Annotated in this window: 15 protein-coding genes; 6 read left to right on the top strand and 9 right to left on the bottom strand. The window is 63.3% G+C overall.

Annotated features, from left to right (window positions below; translation table 11 throughout):
- The 3 genes from ACH2DW_RS13995 to ACH2DW_RS13985 all read left to right on the top strand — a co-directional run.
- Positions 1–873: DUF4389 domain-containing protein (locus tag ACH2DW_RS13995; protein WP_394930363.1), on the top strand; the 873-nt coding region annotated here is incomplete at its 5' end.
- A gap of 9 nt (positions 874–882) precedes the next feature.
- Positions 883–1,833, top strand: a complete 951-nt coding sequence (locus tag ACH2DW_RS13990) for a patatin-like phospholipase family protein (RefSeq protein ID WP_394930362.1) — start codon at positions 883–885, stop codon at positions 1,831–1,833.
- Between the two features lie 59 nt (positions 1,834–1,892).
- Positions 1,893–2,288, top strand: coding sequence for a PPOX class F420-dependent oxidoreductase (locus tag ACH2DW_RS13985; RefSeq protein ID WP_394930361.1), 396 nt, complete (start codon positions 1,893–1,895; stop codon positions 2,286–2,288).
- Between the two features lie 39 nt (positions 2,289–2,327).
- Here ACH2DW_RS13985 and ACH2DW_RS13980 read toward each other — a convergent pair whose 3' ends face one another.
- On the bottom strand, positions 2,328–2,999 hold the full coding sequence (locus ACH2DW_RS13980; RefSeq protein ID WP_394930360.1) for a trimeric intracellular cation channel family protein: 672 nt from the start codon (positions 2,997–2,999) through the stop codon (positions 2,328–2,330).
- The gene (locus ACH2DW_RS13975) at positions 2,996–3,517 is read right to left on the bottom strand and encodes a YbaK/EbsC family protein (protein ID WP_394930359.1); all 522 of its coding nucleotides are present in this window, start codon (positions 3,515–3,517) and stop codon (positions 2,996–2,998) included. The genes ACH2DW_RS13980 and ACH2DW_RS13975 overlap by 4 nt, the downstream gene beginning before the upstream one ends.
- Positions 3,518–3,582: 65 nt before the next feature.
- Between ACH2DW_RS13975 and ACH2DW_RS13970 the strand changes: the two genes are divergently transcribed.
- Positions 3,583–3,936 (top strand): nitroreductase/quinone reductase family protein, encoded by a 354-nt coding sequence (locus ACH2DW_RS13970; RefSeq protein WP_394930358.1) that lies wholly within the window; start codon positions 3,583–3,585, stop codon positions 3,934–3,936.
- 142 nt (positions 3,937–4,078) lie between these two features.
- Here ACH2DW_RS13970 and ACH2DW_RS13965 read toward each other — a convergent pair whose 3' ends face one another.
- The 6 genes from ACH2DW_RS13965 to ACH2DW_RS13940 all read right to left on the bottom strand — a co-directional run bounded on the left by ACH2DW_RS13965 (position 4,079) and on the right by ACH2DW_RS13940 (position 10,887).
- On the bottom strand, positions 4,079–4,513 hold the full coding sequence (locus ACH2DW_RS13965) for a hypothetical protein (protein WP_394930357.1): 435 nt from the start codon (positions 4,511–4,513) through the stop codon (positions 4,079–4,081).
- An 81-nt stretch (positions 4,514–4,594) separates the two neighbouring features.
- Entirely contained in the window at positions 4,595–5,641 is a 1,047-nt protein-coding gene (locus ACH2DW_RS13960) for an ABC transporter permease (protein WP_394930356.1), read from the bottom strand.
- 2 nt (positions 5,642–5,643) lie between these two features.
- Positions 5,644–6,597, bottom strand: coding sequence for an ABC transporter permease (locus ACH2DW_RS13955; protein ID WP_394930355.1), 954 nt, complete (start codon positions 6,595–6,597; stop codon positions 5,644–5,646).
- Positions 6,598–6,696: 99 nt separating this feature from the next.
- Positions 6,697–8,538, bottom strand: coding sequence for an ABC transporter substrate-binding protein (locus ACH2DW_RS13950; RefSeq protein ID WP_394930354.1), 1,842 nt, complete (start codon positions 8,536–8,538; stop codon positions 6,697–6,699).
- 166 nt (positions 8,539–8,704) lie between these two features.
- Positions 8,705–9,730: an ABC transporter ATP-binding protein gene (locus ACH2DW_RS13945; RefSeq protein ID WP_394930353.1), complete on the bottom strand. Its 1,026-nt coding sequence runs from the start codon at positions 9,728–9,730 to the stop codon at positions 8,705–8,707.
- On the bottom strand, positions 9,730–10,887 hold the full coding sequence (locus tag ACH2DW_RS13940; protein WP_394930352.1) for an ABC transporter ATP-binding protein: 1,158 nt from the start codon (positions 10,885–10,887) through the stop codon (positions 9,730–9,732). Before ACH2DW_RS13940 ends, ACH2DW_RS13945 begins: the two co-directional genes overlap by 1 nt.
- A gap of 162 nt (positions 10,888–11,049) precedes the next feature.
- Here ACH2DW_RS13940 and ACH2DW_RS13935 point away from each other — a divergent pair, with 162 nt between their 5' ends.
- A complete protein-coding gene (locus ACH2DW_RS13935) occupies positions 11,050–12,261 on the top strand; it encodes an acyl-CoA dehydrogenase family protein (protein WP_394930351.1) in 1,212 nt (403 codons plus the stop codon).
- A gap of 46 nt (positions 12,262–12,307) precedes the next feature.
- Here ACH2DW_RS13935 and ACH2DW_RS13930 read toward each other — a convergent pair whose 3' ends face one another.
- On the bottom strand, positions 12,308–13,864 hold the full coding sequence (locus tag ACH2DW_RS13930) for an AMP-binding protein (protein WP_394930350.1): 1,557 nt from the start codon (positions 13,862–13,864) through the stop codon (positions 12,308–12,310).
- Between the two features lie 76 nt (positions 13,865–13,940).
- On the opposite strand from ACH2DW_RS13930, the gene ACH2DW_RS13925 reads away from it, so the two are divergent.
- Entirely contained in the window at positions 13,941–14,717 is a 777-nt protein-coding gene (locus ACH2DW_RS13925) for an enoyl-CoA hydratase/isomerase family protein (RefSeq protein ID WP_394930349.1), read from the top strand.
- Positions 14,718–14,864 lie beyond the last annotated feature (147 nt).

Raw genomic sequence — 14,864 nt, 5'->3', positions numbered from 1 at the left:
CGCGGAACTGGCGCGACGGCACACAGAACCATGGAAACATGGAACGCGATGACGAACGACGGCAGCACCCCATTCAGTCCTCCGGCACCGCCACCTCCGCCCCCACCGCCTCAGGCCGGTGGGCCAGGCGCAGTGCCACCAGGGCCGGCGTACCCGGCACGATTTGACGTCCGGTACCCCGAGCAGCTCAGCCGCGTGACCACTGCGTTTCGCCTGATCCTGGTCATCCCCATCGCGATCTTGCTGAGCGTGCTCAGCGGCAGTGGAACCCAAGTCACGCAGACTGCTGGCGGGGAATGGGTCATGACCAGCACGGCGAGTGTTGCGAGCGCTCTCTTCGGAGCAACGTTGTTGATGATTCTGTTCCGGAAGCGCTACCCGCGCTGGTGGTTTGACTTCAACTTGGAGCTCACTCGATTCACTGCCCGCGTCGGTGTGTACATGGCACTGTTGACCGACGAGTACCCGTCGACTGTCGACGCCCAGAGCGTGGCACTGGATATCGACTATCCAGACGCGGAGCACGATCTGCGTCGCGGACTCCCGCTGGTCAAGTGGTTCCTGGCCATTCCCCACTACATCGTGTTGTTCTTCTTGGCGATCGGCGCGTTCTTCGCAGTGATCGCCGCTTGGTTCGCGATCCTGTTCACTGGCCGATACCCGCGAGGCCTGTTCAACTTCGTCGTCGGTGTCGGACGATGGGGCATGCGCGTCAACGCCTACGCGTTCCTCCTCACGACCGACCAGTACCCCCCCCGTTCTCACTTCGCTGACCGATCCCCACAACCGACCGTTTGCGCACCCGCCACGTGTCGCCGGCGGCGGTTCCTGGGTGCGCAAACGACTGATCTGTCGGACCGGATGGGCGCGTAGGGTGGCCCCATGGGGCAGATCGGAGTCGTGCTTGGCGCCGGCGGCATCGTCGGAGCCGCCTACCACGCCGGAGTGTTGACAGCTTTGGCCGAGGCCGGCTTCGACGCCCGAGACGCAGAAGTGCTTGTCGGAACCTCCGCCGGTGCCGGCGTGGCGGCCACATTGCGCGCCGGGTTTCCGCCCATCGACCTCGCACCGCGCACGCTGGCTCAGCCGATTTCCACCGAAGCGGCTGCGATCGTTGGGCGCACGGGAGGGCCGCCAACCATCGACATGCGGCCGCGACCACTCTCGCGTCTACCGCGTCCTGCTTCACCGAACATGGTGCTGCGATCGGGCGGGCGCCCCGGCAAAGTGTTCGCCGCGCTGACACCAACCGGAACGATCTCGACCAACGTCATCGGTGAACGAATCAAGATGCTGTACGGCAATCTCTCGTGGCCCGCGCAACCATTGTGGATCTGCGCCGTCGACCTCGACAGTGGCGATCGAGTCGTGTTCGGTCGCGAGGGCACCGACGCGCCGGTCGGCGTCGCCGTCCAGGCATCGTCGTCGATTCCCGGCGTCTTCCGGCCCGTCGAACACGCGGGGCGGCGATATGTCGATGGTGCCGTGCATTCCCCCACCAACGCCGACCTCCTCGCCGACGCCGGGCTCGATCTCGTCGTCATCGTTTCGCCGATGTCAGAGACGCGAGGCGGGCGCGGCCCGTCGATGCCGGGACTCCGTGGCGTGCAAGCCCGACAGCTGGCAACCGAAGTGAAACGGCTTCGCGACGCCGGCACCAATGTTGTCACCTTCCAACCGACACCAGCTGACGTTGCGGCCATGGGCCGCAACTCCATGGACGCGACTCGACGCGAGGCAACGACCGAAACCGCTCTCGCCTCGGCCCGAACACGCCTGACTGACCCAGCACTCGCCGAGCGCCTCGACACCCTCCGGACCGCTTCGTCCTGATCGCCCGCAGATCCACGCGCTTGGGGAATGCCCACGCCTCGTCAAACGTTGTAGTGAACATGGCCGTCATTCCAGAATCGCACGCTGACCTGCTGACCAAAAAGACCTTCTGGCACATCGCCACCATGGGCCCGCACGACGAAATCCAGTCGAGCCCGGTCTGGGGCGGCTGGGACGGCGAACACTTCATGTTCTCTCTGACCAGAGGCCGACAGAAGTACGAGAACCTCGTCCGTAATCCAACGATCGCCGTGTCCGGCACGGATCCAGACAGCCCGTACCGCTACCTCGAAATCCGTGGCACGGTCGTGCGTATCGATGACGATTCATCAAACACGTTCATCGACTCGATGGCCAAGAAGTACATCAACGCCGACGCGTACCCGCACCACCAGGAAGGTGACCATCGCGTTGTCATGGTCGTGCAGCCATCGCGCACCAGCCAGATGGGCTGAATCCGGCCGTGTTCGCAGGCCGCGCTGCCGGCCCGAACCTCAGGATTCCGTGGCCGATCGGAACGGCATCGGTGCACGCCAGCGGAAATGCATGGCAGCAATTCTGAACACGAAGACCATGATCGCCACCCCGATGGCAACGCCACCGCTGTAGAAATCATTGCGCAGCGACACGACCACCGCCGTCGCACCGAGCGCTGCGGGGATCGCGTAAAGCGTGCTGTCACGATGAAAAATACTTGGGTGTTCGTTGGCGAGGACGTCGCGGATGATGCCGCCACCGGCCGCCGAGATCACACCGATCAGCACGGCGCCAACCGCACTTGTTCCGAACGAAAAGGCCTTCACGGCACCAGTCACGCAGAACAACCCCAGGCCTGCCGCGTCGAAAATCAGCACCGCACGGTTGACGCGCTGATTGATCAGCCAATGGCCGACAAAAACCAAAGCCGCAGCGCCGAGCGGCACGACCAGATACAGCACGTCGCTGAACGCCGTCGGCGGCGTCGCACCGAGCAGCAGGTCGCGCAAGACACCGCCGCCCAACGCCGTCACGAGTGCCAGCGAAATCACGCCCACCAGCTCGAAGCCCTTGCGAACTGCGAGCAAACCACCCGAGATGGCAAACGCGAAGACCCCAATCAAATCCAATGTCCGTTCAAGTGTGGGCTCAAGTCCACTGAACGTGCTCGCCTGGGCAATGAGGTTCATGCCGGTGGTGCTTCCGGGGGATCCTTGGCGAGGTCTTCGACAACTTCAACATGGGGGAGCGACGTCAGGATCTGCGGCGCACCAATAACCTTGCAGCTCCGACTCCCACCGCCAAGCACGATGCGTTCGCACTCCATCACTCGACTATCGACCCATAACGGCATGTGCTCGCTCAATCCGATGGGCGTGACGCCGCCAACCCTCATGCCGGTGAGTTCCTCGGTGACGTCTGACCCAGCGAACGAGCACTTCTTTACGCCAAGCTTCTTGCGCACCACCTTGTTGACGTCAAGTCGGGTGCTCGCCAACACGACACAGGCCACGTAGACCGGCGGATCGCTCTTGCCGATCACGACCAAGGTGTTGGCTGATTGGTCGAGCGTGTAGCCATAGGCTTCGACGAACTGTGCGGTGTCGGCGAGTTCTGGGTCACAGTCGATGACCTCGACATCGAGGGACGGATCGTTCGACCCGAGCTGGGCGACGATGCGTCGAACGTCGGCTTCAGTTGCATCCATAGCCGCATCGTAGGAGTCCGCGGGCGCCTCGGAGGTGACGGGCAGCTGCTCGGTAGCGTGATGGAATGACGTCGATCCCCGCAGCCCAGGCAGAGCTCACACGAACGGCATTTCGCACGCTCAACTCGGTCGTGAAGCCCGCCGTGATCGCCGGCGTTGGCAACCCATTTCCCGTGGGTGGCGGCGCCATCGTGCTCGAGGTGACGGGACGCGTGTCGGGCGAGCCGCGGCAAGTGCCGCTTCTGGCCACCCGGCTCGGCGACAAACTGATGGTCAGCACAGTCCGCAGCGACTCGCAGTGGTTGCGCAACATCGAAGCCGACCCGAATGTCGTCGTTCACCTCTATGGCAAGCGCCGAGCCGCCACCGCAGAAGTTACGCGCGGAACGCTGAACGTCGTCGCCATCAGTCTCGCCTGACGGCCCGTCCTCTCGCGAGCGCGCCAATCGCTGCCCGCTCAGACCAGCAATCCGCCCCATTCTGGACCCAGGTCTACGGGTCGGGCATCACGCCTGACCACCGTCGAGCGCTCCGGACTCCGTCCTTCGGTTGCGGCTCAGCTCAGGTTGTCGATGCGTCGACAGGCAGACAGTCGTTGGCACAGCCGGTTGCCGAGTTGGCGAAGCCGGGGGCTGCGGAGCGATGGAGTACTGCGCCGGTGGGCGCGAAGCGAAGGAGCGCCTTGCCCTCCGGAATCGGGTCAACTCCCGCCGGCGGATCACCGTCGTGCACCGAAGCCGTGCCATCCACAATCAGGCTGTAGCCGTCATGGTCGAGCGGCGGATAGCAGAGCGTGACGACTGACCCAGCCGTTGCATTGCGCGCCGTGCCTGCGCTCACCGACATCAGCAAGGCGGGTTCCGCTCCGTCGTCGTGCCACAACGTCGACAGACTCACCAGGTGCGGCGTGGCATCGGGGCGCACCGTGAGCAGGAATGCCCAGGTGTACTCCCCCGTCTTGGCCTGCAAATCGGGCAACTCAACGGGAATGCTCATGAGCAAAGACTAGATGCGAACGACGACTTGGTGCCGACGACTTGGTGCCTGGCACCATGTGGTCCGCTTGTCAACGAGGGGTCAGAGCGAACTGGCGCGAATCGCGTTGCGCTTCTGGAAGAAGTCGCCGACCTGATTCAGCGACAGGACAGTGAGCGTCAACGCCAAGGACGGCCAGATGACCTGCCACACATCAATTTTGATGTCACGCCGCGACTGATTGATCATGTTGCCCCACGTGGACGTGGGGAGTTGCACGCTGAGACCGAGGAACGACAGCGCACCCTCAACCACGATGACAAATGCCGATGCGACCATTGCGTACGCCACGAGCGTCGGCAGCACGTTCGGAAAGATCTCGCGGAACAGGATCTTTCTCTGCTTGGTACCAATCGATCGCGCAGCAAGCACGAACTCACGGTTCGAGATGGCCAAGCTGTTCGCTCGGGCGACTCGGGTGTACGCGGGAATCGACAGAAAGCCAATCACTCCGCTGATCACGAGAAGATCGCGCACCTCGAAGATCGCGACCAGCGCCAACAGCAGCACCAGCGCCGGGAAGGCAAGGATGACATCGATCACCGACATGATCATGGTCTCGGTGCGCCCCCGCACGAATCCGACGAGTGTGCCGAGAAATCCGCCGACCACGATGCCGAACAGCACGGAAACGATGGCGACGGTCAGGCTGACCCACGCGCCGTGGGCAATTCGTGCAAACGTGTCGCGCGCCAACGCATCGGTCCCAAGCCAGTTGCTGGCCGACGGACCTTCGATCGGCTCGCCGGTACCAAACTCACCCGTTGCCGCGTTGAAGTTGTTGAGCTGGAGGTTCGGGTCCTGCAGCGGCAACGATCCGTTGAACACCGAGGTGTCGAGTTTGGCGTAGATCGCCAGACCCACGACGCCAACGAGCCAGATCGCCGCGAACTTGACGAGGATCGGCATCGAGCGAAACACCTGCCGCAACGATGCACGCTTCGGCTTGCCCGGCGGCGTCGAGCCCGCCGTCATCGATTCGATCGACCGCGATGCTGCCGTGTCGGGCGCTTCCCCGTGGACGACACCCGTCGCTATGCGGCCACCGACTGCCGATTCGGTCGGAGGGAGTTCGAAATCATCGCTCATCGTCAGCTCTTCCTGATCCGCGGATCGATGAAGGTGTACAGGATGTCGACCAAGGCATTGATGATGACGTAGGCCGCCGCGACGAACACGGTGATGCCTTGGATCATCAAGATGTCACGGGAGTTGATCGCGTTGATCAAACGGAACCCCAGTCCGGGAACGGCGAACAGCGTCTCGATGACGACCGTTCCGCCGAGGAGGGCACCGAAGTTGATGCCGATGATCGTCGCCAGGCTGAGCGAACTCGGTCGCAGCGCATGACGGAAAAGAATGAAGCGGTTACTCAGGCCTTTGGCGCGTGCGGCGAGGATGAAGTCCTGCTGCAACGTGCCGATCATGTCGGAACGCACGAGGCGTGAGAAAATCGCCATCTGCGTGAGCGCCAGGGCGGTTGCCGGCATGATCGCCGTCTTGAGGTTCTCGACAAGGCCCTTATCGGTGATTCGATTCCAGTTGGACGCCGGTAACCAGCCGAGACGAACAGAGAAGACATAGATCAGAAAGATGCCGGTGATGAAGTTCGGCACCGACAGCGCAACCTGCGCTGCTGCCGACGTCGTGGTGTCCTGCCACTTGCCCTGACGGTATGCGCCGAGAATGCCGACGGGCACGGCAACCGCAACCGCCATCATGATCGCCATGAGTGCAAGCTGACCGGTGACCGGGATACGGTTCTTGATCTCACCGGTGACAGTCTGACCGCGGTTGATGTATGACTCACCGAGATCGCCTTGCACCGCGTCGCCGAGCCAGTTGAGGTAGCGCTGAACAAACGGCTCGTCGAGCTTCAGCTCGGTCCGAAGCTCCTCTTCGATCTCAGGTGTTCGTTCGGTCTGACCGAGGATTGCATCGACGGGGTCGCCTGGGAGCAACGAGACCATGCTGAACGTGATCAAGGTCACCGCGAACAGCGTCGCCACAAGGCGGGCGAGTCGCGTGAACAACATGAGTGCCATCGAAGAAGTGCTCCCTATCAGGTCGACATCGTGGATTGAACGGGGTCCGACCATTCCGGCCGGGTCAGAGCGACCCGGCCGGAACCATCACCATGAAATTCAGGAAGTGATGAACACTTCGAGCCAGCGGCCCTCAGCAGCTTGCTGACCGATACCGAGGTCGCCACCCTGCGGGAGGTGCCACCCAAGGATGCCGTCCAACTTCGGATCCGCAGCGATCATCGTCGCTGTGTGACCCGAGTACCAGAGCGGCACGTTTTCGGCGAAGTCCAACATGATGGACTCGTACGCTGCGAAGCGCTCGTCGAAATCGTCGGTCGCCACTGCGCCGACTGCTGCGCCGAAGTTCGCCGCCGAGAAGTAGTTGGGGAAGTTGACCGGCGACACAATGCCGTCGAGTCCGTTCTCCGCAGCAATCTCAGGAGTGGGCGGTGCGAATGCAGACGTGTACGTCGCAGGGTCGTTGTCATCGCTGAAGCGCCAGCAATGAGCGTTGTGCTCATCGGTGACCGCCTTGTTGATGTGCGTCTGCTGATCGAACTGGGTCAGCGTCACGTTGACCAACTCGGTCTGTGACCACACCTGCTCGATGACCTGCATGGCAGCGATGAGTGTGGGATCTGGCGGGCAAGACAGCTCGACGTCGATCTTCTCGCCGACGGCCTTGCCGTCAGAGCGCTCGGGATCGTTGACGTACTCGCTGACCAATGCCACGCCACCTTCGAAGTCAAACTGCGGCCAAGCGGCTGCAACCTTCTCCGAGTACCAGACGCTGTCCGGCGAGAACCACTGCGAACCCGGCAACGAAATACCGGTACCGCCGAGTGCCTCAATGACGTTCTCCTGGCTGTTCAGATGTGTGAGGCCCTTACGGACTCGAACATCGTCGAACGGTGCCTTCAGCACGTTGAACATGCCGCCACCAACGTTGTTGCCCTGGAACTCGTAGAGCGACAGGCTGCCGTCAGCGCGGGCATCACGGATGGTGCCCTGACGCAACGACTGCATTGCATCAACGGTGCCCGAGAGCACAGCGTCAAGGCGGGTGCCTTCGTCCGGAATCGGGCGGAACGCAATGGAGTCGAGATACGGGAGCTGATTGCCTTCGGCATCAGAGTTCCAGTAGTTCTCGTTACGCACGACCTTGGTCTCGTTGTCGAGGTCGCGGGAATCGATGACGAACGGGCCCGTGCCGATCGGTGCGGTGCTGTAACTGTCAGGGTCAGCTACCGCTGCTGCTGGGTCAAAGACCATGCCGAGCGCAGCACGTTCGAGGTACGCCGGGAACGCGGAGTTCGAAGCACCCAAGGTGTACGTCACTTCAAGATCGCCGGTGGCTTCGACTCCGACAAGATTGGCTGCGCCGACCACGCCAGCGGAAACGGTGCCACCCTGCTGGACTGGGAACATGTCGGCGATGGTCTGAGCGGTGAGTTCAACACCGTTGTGGAATGTGACACCGGGTCGCAGCGTCATTGTCCAGACGGTGAAGTCCTCGTTCGAGGAGATCGACTCAGCGAGCCACGGCTGGAGCTGACCGTTTGAGTCCTTTTCCATCAGCTTGTCGTAGATGGTCCCGATGATGTTGTAGCAAGGCGAGGAGCATGTGTCTTCCCACGGACGCAGGCCGACCGCTTCGGATTCAAGACCGACGGCGATGTCGCCGCCGTAGCTCACTGCGCTGGTTGCCTCGGCCGCTTCGGTGTCAACATCGCCTTCGGCCTCGGTGCCGGCTTCAGCGACATCTTCGTTCTCCGCAGGCTCCTCCGCAGGCTCCTCGGCAGGCTCCTCGGCAGGCTCATCGCCGCCGCTGGCTTCGGTCGCGACGGGAGTGGTGTCGCCACCGCCGTCACTGTCTCCATCGTCGCTCCCACACGCGGCTGCAAGCAGACCGAATACGAGTGGAAGTGCGAGAAGACGACTCGTGCGTCGTCGTGTCATTGGATGTCCCCCTTGTGTGTGGAGCCGAGGCCCCGGTTGATTTCAAGCACTCCCCCTGAGCGCTTGAACGACTGTTTATCAGACGTGACGGCCATCACATGTGTCGGAAGGCACGCATCGTCACGAGATTGGCACCAGGCCGTCATCGACTTCCCTGTTGTCTGGCTCACGCGGTGAGCGATACCGGTACGTCATCCGCCTCAACGAGGGGATGATGGCAGGCCACGAAATGATCACCAGACACACGCCGCATGATCGGCTCCTGCTCGGCACAGATCTCATCAGCGAGCGGACAGCGAGTGCGGAAACGACAACCCGACGGCGGCGACAGCGGCGAGGGAAGTTCTCCCTCCGCAGCCACGTCCTCATCGATCTGGACGGTCGGATCCGGAACAGGCAGCGACTCGAGGAGCAACCGGGTGTACGGGTGCGCCGGATTGGCATACAACTCGTCGGACTCGGAAATCTCACACATCTTGCCGAGATACATCACCGCGACACGGTCAGAGATGTTCTTGACCACCGCAAGGTCGTGCGCGATGAACACGAGCGTCAGGCCGTACTCGGCCTTCAAGTCCTCGAGCAGATTGAGAATCTGCGCCTGGACCGAAACGTCAAGCGCCGAGACCGGCTCGTCACAGATGATCAACTCGGGTTCGAGCACGAGCGCACGGGCAATCGAGATGCGCTGACATTGACCGCCGGAAAACTCGTGCGGCCGCTTGTAGCGCGCCACATCGGGGTCGATGCCGACGGCGTCGAGCATCTTGGCAACCTTTGCCCACTGCTCATCTTTGTTCTTTGGACCCCAGACGTTGAGCGGCTCAGCAACAATTTCACCAACCGTGCGACGCGGGTTGAGTGACGAAATCGGGTCCTGGAAGATCATCTGCACGTCAGTGCGACGCGAGCGCATCACCGAGTCAGAGACGCCAGCGAGATCCTCACCATTGAGCGACACCTCACCACGAGTTGGCGTGGGCAGCTGCAAGATTGCTCTGCCGGTGGTCGACTTGCCGCAGCCCGATTCACCAACCAGGCCCAACGTCTCACCCCGGGCGATGTCGAAACTGATGCCGCTCACGGCGTACACCGTGCGACCCCGGGCGGCGGGAAACTCGACATGCATGTTCGTGACCTGCAGAAGTGCCTCGCCGGACTGGCGAAGGTGGGCAGTGCCGGTTCCGGCCATCAGTGTTCTCCCTCTTTGGCGGCTTGTGCGAGGTGTTCAAGTGCGGCCAAATCATCAGTGGCTTGCACCCGGCCTGCTGCGGCGAGCGTTTGCGGGACGCCCGCCTCAAGGTTGCGTTGGAACGCCGCCTCGTTCTCCGGTGTCCCGATCGGGAAGTGGCACGCGAACTCATGACCGGACTCGTCAGCTTTTTGCAGCACCGGCTCTTCCTCGCGACATCGATCCTGCGCGTACGGGCAACGCGGCGCAAACTTGCAGCCGTCTGGCGGTGAGATCAAGTCCGGCGGACGACCGGCAATCGCGGTGAGCCGGGTGTGTTTCGGTTGGTCAGTCTTCGGAATCGAGAAGAGCAACGCCTGGGTGTACGGGTGACGCATCTCGGCGAACAGCAGCGGTGTCGGTGCCTTCTCAACGATCTTGCCGGCATACATCACAGCGATGTCATCGGTTCGCCCAGCGACCACGCCAAGGTCATGGGTGACCATGATCATCGTCATGAACCGGTCGCGCTGCTGGGCGGCCAACAGGTTGAGAATCTGGTGTTGAACAGTGACGTCGAGTGCAGTGGTCGGCTCATCAGCAAACAACATTTTCGGACCGCAGGCCAACGCAATCGCGATGCAGACACGCTGGCGCATGCCGCCCGACATCTGATGCGGGTAGTTGTCGAAACGCGCCTCGGGCTCGGGGATACGAACCGATCGCAGCAGTTCGACGGCCACCTCACGCGCGTCGGCCTTGTTCATGCCGAGGTGCTGACGGACGTGCTCGGTGAGCTGGCGCCCGACCTTGACGACCGGATTGAGCGAGGTCATCGGGTCTTGGAAGACCATCGCCATCTCGACACCCCACAGATGTTTCATCTGCTTTGGACTCTGACCGACCAACTCCATGCCGGCGTACCTGACCGAACCTGTGGTGACGGCGTTGGCCACCACGTTGAGCCCCATGATCGAACGGGACAGGATGGTCTTGCCCGAACCGGACTCGCCCACAACACCGAGCGTCTTGCCCCGCTCAAGTGTGAGCGACACGCCGTCAACCGCCTTCACCGCGCCCGCAGGCACCATGAAGTGGGTCCGCAAGTCTTTGACGACGAGCAGCGGTTCGGTGTCAGTCGACTCGCTCCCTAAGAGAACGTCAGCAGTATTGGTCATGCAGTTTCCCCGTTACCCCTTGTTGACCCCGTGTTGACCCCGTGTTGCCATGGGGCCGATGACACTTCGATGATCCTGGCGGCGCGACCGATCGGTGATGACCTGTCGTTTCCCCAACCGTAGTGTGACCGTCGGCACCCCCGCGACACGAATCGGAACGACATGACGAACTCAACCAGCAACTCCGTCGACACCTCAACACGCGAGACCATCGACGAATTCCGAGCGCGCGTCATTGCATTCCACAAGTCAGTCCCCGACCTCTTGACGGGCATCGACGACCCACTCGAACGCGGCAAGACCTACCGCCGCGCACTGTGCGACGCTCGACTCGCCGCCGTGTCGTACCCGATCGAGCTGGGCGGCGCCGACCTCCCGGCAGAGTACGAAGCCGCCGGACGAGAAGCGGCCCTTGACCTGCTGCCCGGCGAGGACTCGATGTTCACCCTGGGCGTCGGCATGGCCGTGCCGACGCTTCGCGAGTACGGCACACCCGCACTCCAACAACGGTTCATTCCCGCCGCGCTGCGCGGCGATGAGGTCTGGTGTCAGCTCTACTCCGAGCCCGGAGCCGGCTCAGATCTGGCAGGTCTGACGACGCGCGCCGAACGCGATGGCGACGAGTGGATCATCACCGGCCAAAAGGTGTGGACGTCGCAGGCCCAACACAGCGACATGGCAATCTTGCTGGCCCGTACTGACGCCGACCTACCAAAACACCGCGGCATCACGATGTTCGCGCTGCCGATGAATCAGCCGGGCGTCACCGTGCGGCCACTCGTCCAGATGACCGGCGTCGCAGAGTTCAACGAAGTATTTCTCGACGAAGCACGGGTCCCCGCCGATTGGGTGATCGGCGACGTCAACGGCGGCTGGGCCCTCGCGGTCGCGCTCCTCGGACACGAACGAACCAGCCTGGGCCGTGGCGTCACGACCGACGACGCCGCAAAGTCGAAAGCCGGCCGATCGCCGCTCCCGTTTGACGGCCTCGTCGCCCGCGCCACCGCGATGGGACGGCTGAACGACCCGGTCGTCCGTCAACAGCTCGCCGTCGCGTACACCGGTGAGCAACTTGTCCCATGGGGGACACAGCGCGGGCTGCACCCCTCAATTGGCAAACTGTGGCGAACGCTCCAAGGCCGCCATGCTGCCCAACTCGCCCACGAACTCGGCGGAGCAACGGCGGCTGCGTGGGAAGCGAGCGACACCGACGCCGACTACTGGGCGTACCACGTGCTCAACTGTCGCGGCATGTCGCTCGGCGGCGGCACCGACGAGATCCAACGCAACACTCTCGGCGAACGGGTACTCGGACTCCCGCGGGAACCCGGGCCCGACCGCAACACGCCATTTCGCGACCTTCCCGCCAACTAACACTTCACCAGTGGGCTTGGGCCCCTTGGTGACTCTTCCGCGCAGATCAGGTCCAGTACGGGTCGCGCAGCAGACGCTTCTTCAACTTGCCGTGCGCCTCTCGTGGAAGGGCGTCGACGATGTCGTACGACTTCGGCAACTTGTACTTCGCGAGCCGCTCGGCGGCGAACGCAGCAATCGCATCGACATCAATCTCGACGCCAACAGCCGGCTCCAGCACGGCCTTGACCTGCTCGCCCATATCTGGGTCCGGGATTCCGAAGGCCGCCGCATCAGCCACGCTCGGATGCTCGATGAGTACCGCCTCGATCTCCGCCGGGTACACGTTGGAACCGGCGACGAGAATCAGGTCGACCCGTCGGTCGGCGAGGTAGAGGAAGCCGTCCTCGTCGAGCCAGCCGAGATCGCCCACGGTGAAGCGCCCGTCGGGCAACTGCATCGCCGCTGTCTTGTCTGGGTCGCCGTGGTATTCCGGAGCGCCGTCGGCTCGCTTGCAGTAGATCGTGCCCACCTCACCCGCTGGCAGATCGTTGCCGCCATCGTCGACAATCGAGTACTCGATGCGCGGCGACGCCTTGCCGACCGTGCCGGGATGCGCAAGCCACTCATGGCTGTCGCAGATGGCCGGGCCCGTCCCTTCCGATGAGCCATACATCTCGTAGATCACCGGTCCGAACCAGTCGATCATCGCGACCTTTGCCCAGGCCGGACACGGAGCAGCGGTGTGCAAGATCCACCGAAGGCTCGACAGGTCGTATCGAGCGCGAACCTCGTCGGGCAGCTTGAGCATCCGGATGAACTGGGTCGGCACCATCGGACCGGACGTGATCCGGTGCTCCTCGATGAGCGCCAGCGTTCCCTCCGGGTCGAATCGGCCGGCGATCACCACCGGCAGCCCTTTCGCCAACGCTGCGCCCATCACGGCCGTTCCGAGGGCGTGGTACAGCGGCGTCGTGACCAACGCCGTGCCCTCATCCGGCATGCGGACAAAGGTCCCCCACCGGCTCCACAATTCGGGCCACATCGCGATGTCAGCAGCGACTTCAGAGCGGGTGACACCCTTCGACCGGCCGGTGGTCCCGCCGGTGAACAGCATCGGCGAGCCCGCTTGTCGATCGGTGAGCAGCGCGTCGCCCGCGCCGTCGAGCCATGCCTCGTACTCGGGCCCCAGTTCGATGACTCGGTCGACTCCTGCGATCGATGCAGCCTCTCTGGCGACATCGCTCAACCTCGCGTCAGTGATGATCAACTGACAGCCGCTGTCGGTAAGGAGGGCCGCCACCTCGATTGCCGTGAGGTGCCAGTTCAGCGGAACAATCCGAGCACCTGCACGCACGTTGCCGAGCGTGAGTTCCACCCACTCGAGTCCATTGTGGGCAAGCACGCCCCACACGGCGCCCGTCGTGACTCCCGCGCCATCGAGGGCCCGCGCCACGCGACGCCCACGGAGCTCAACGTCACGCCACGACATCGACACGTCGCCGAACGTCACCGCCGGCGAGTCTCGGTCAACCGGTGTCAGCATCCATTCGGGTTGAAGCCCGGCCACTGCTGCAGCGGTCATTCCGGTCTCACTCCCCGTCTCACTCCCCGGTTCACTCATGACCGAACCGTAATGAGTTGCGTACTGGGCGCGCGACGTGCGAGTCCGAGCTGATCGGTCTGCAACGCTGACACCCATGACAACGGACGCCGCGACAGTCGCCACGGGCAACCAGATGCCGTCGCCGCTCGTGCGGCGCACTGATCAAGATGGCGCGGCCATCATCGAACTGCATCGCCCTCATCGGAAGAACGCAATCATCCCGCCGATGCTCGATGAGCTCACCGCACATGTCACCGCCGCCAGTGGAGATCCCGACGTGCGCGCTGTCGTGCTGTGTGGCGCCGGCGGCGCGTTCTGCTCGGGGCTCGACTTGACCGAGTACAACGCCGACCCACCGCCGGCCTGGCGAGCGACGGCCAGTTCGTCGGTTCGCCAGGCCCACCTCGCGCTCGCCCGGTGCCCGCACCCCGTGGTCGTGGCACTCGAGCGCTATGCGATCAACGGAGGCGCTGCCTTTGCCCTCGCGGGCGATCTGATTGTGACTGGCCGCGAGGCCTGGCTGCAGGTCGCTGAAGTGCGGATCGGAATGGCTGCGCCGATGAACCTGGCATGGCTGACCGCGCGTTATCCGCTGGCCACCGTGTTACAGATCGCGCTCAGCGGCAACCGCTTCACCGGCGACGACCTGCTGCGGCTCAACATTGCTCATGAGGTCGTCGACGACGATCGCGTCAGAACGCGTGCGACCGAACTCGGTGTTGAGTTGGCGTCGTACCCCGCCGGCGCCGCCCAGTTGTTGAAGTCTGCGACGCTCCGCCTCGGTGCCGCGCTACCGACAACGAGCAACATTGACGAGTGGTTCCAACTCGCCGCGGACGTCGCTCCGGCCGGAACACCCCCGCTGCGCTGAACCGTTCCGCCCACGCTCAACTCGACGCGTTCGCGGGTGTCGGCTGCTCCCGACCCCAAGGTCATTCGGACCCCTCAGCCACTCGGAATCACTGAGGACCGTGTCGACGACTTCACGTACTGGGTGCGTGCCGTCCTCGAACTCGGC

It is taken from the genome of uncultured Ilumatobacter sp., assembly GCF_963980585.1.
Classification (GTDB): domain Bacteria; phylum Actinomycetota; class Acidimicrobiia; order Acidimicrobiales; family Ilumatobacteraceae; genus Ilumatobacter_A.
Note: the sequence above shows the minus strand (reverse complement) of the source record. Positions and strands in the feature narration are given on the sequence as shown.

Coding starts and splice junctions, on each gene's coding strand:
- ACH2DW_RS13930 (WP_394930350.1), bottom strand. CDS start 13,864: ATGAGTGAACCGGGGAGTGAGACGGGGAGTGAGACCGGAATGACCGCT.
- ACH2DW_RS13965 (WP_394930357.1), bottom strand. CDS start 4,513: ATGAGCATTCCCGTTGAGTTGCCCGATTTGCAGGCCAAGACGGGGGAG.
- ACH2DW_RS13960 (WP_394930356.1), bottom strand. CDS start 5,641: ATGAGCGATGATTTCGAACTCCCTCCGACCGAATCGGCAGTCGGTGGC.
- ACH2DW_RS13925 (WP_394930349.1), top strand. CDS start 13,941: ATGACAACGGACGCCGCGACAGTCGCCACGGGCAACCAGATGCCGTCG.
- ACH2DW_RS13945 (WP_394930353.1), bottom strand. CDS start 9,730: ATGGCCGGAACCGGCACTGCCCACCTTCGCCAGTCCGGCGAGGCACTT.
- ACH2DW_RS13940 (WP_394930352.1), bottom strand. CDS start 10,887: ATGACCAATACTGCTGACGTTCTCTTAGGGAGCGAGTCGACTGACACC.
- ACH2DW_RS13955 (WP_394930355.1), bottom strand. CDS start 6,597: ATGGCACTCATGTTGTTCACGCGACTCGCCCGCCTTGTGGCGACGCTG.
- ACH2DW_RS13935 (WP_394930351.1), top strand. CDS start 11,050: ATGACGAACTCAACCAGCAACTCCGTCGACACCTCAACACGCGAGACC.
- ACH2DW_RS13985 (WP_394930361.1), top strand. CDS start 1,893: ATGGCCGTCATTCCAGAATCGCACGCTGACCTGCTGACCAAAAAGACC.
- ACH2DW_RS13990 (WP_394930362.1), top strand. CDS start 883: ATGGGGCAGATCGGAGTCGTGCTTGGCGCCGGCGGCATCGTCGGAGCC.
- ACH2DW_RS13980 (WP_394930360.1), bottom strand. CDS start 2,999: ATGAACCTCATTGCCCAGGCGAGCACGTTCAGTGGACTTGAGCCCACA.
- ACH2DW_RS13975 (WP_394930359.1), bottom strand. CDS start 3,517: ATGGATGCAACTGAAGCCGACGTTCGACGCATCGTCGCCCAGCTCGGG.
- ACH2DW_RS13970 (WP_394930358.1), top strand. CDS start 3,583: ATGACGTCGATCCCCGCAGCCCAGGCAGAGCTCACACGAACGGCATTT.
- ACH2DW_RS13950 (WP_394930354.1), bottom strand. CDS start 8,538: ATGACACGACGACGCACGAGTCGTCTTCTCGCACTTCCACTCGTATTC.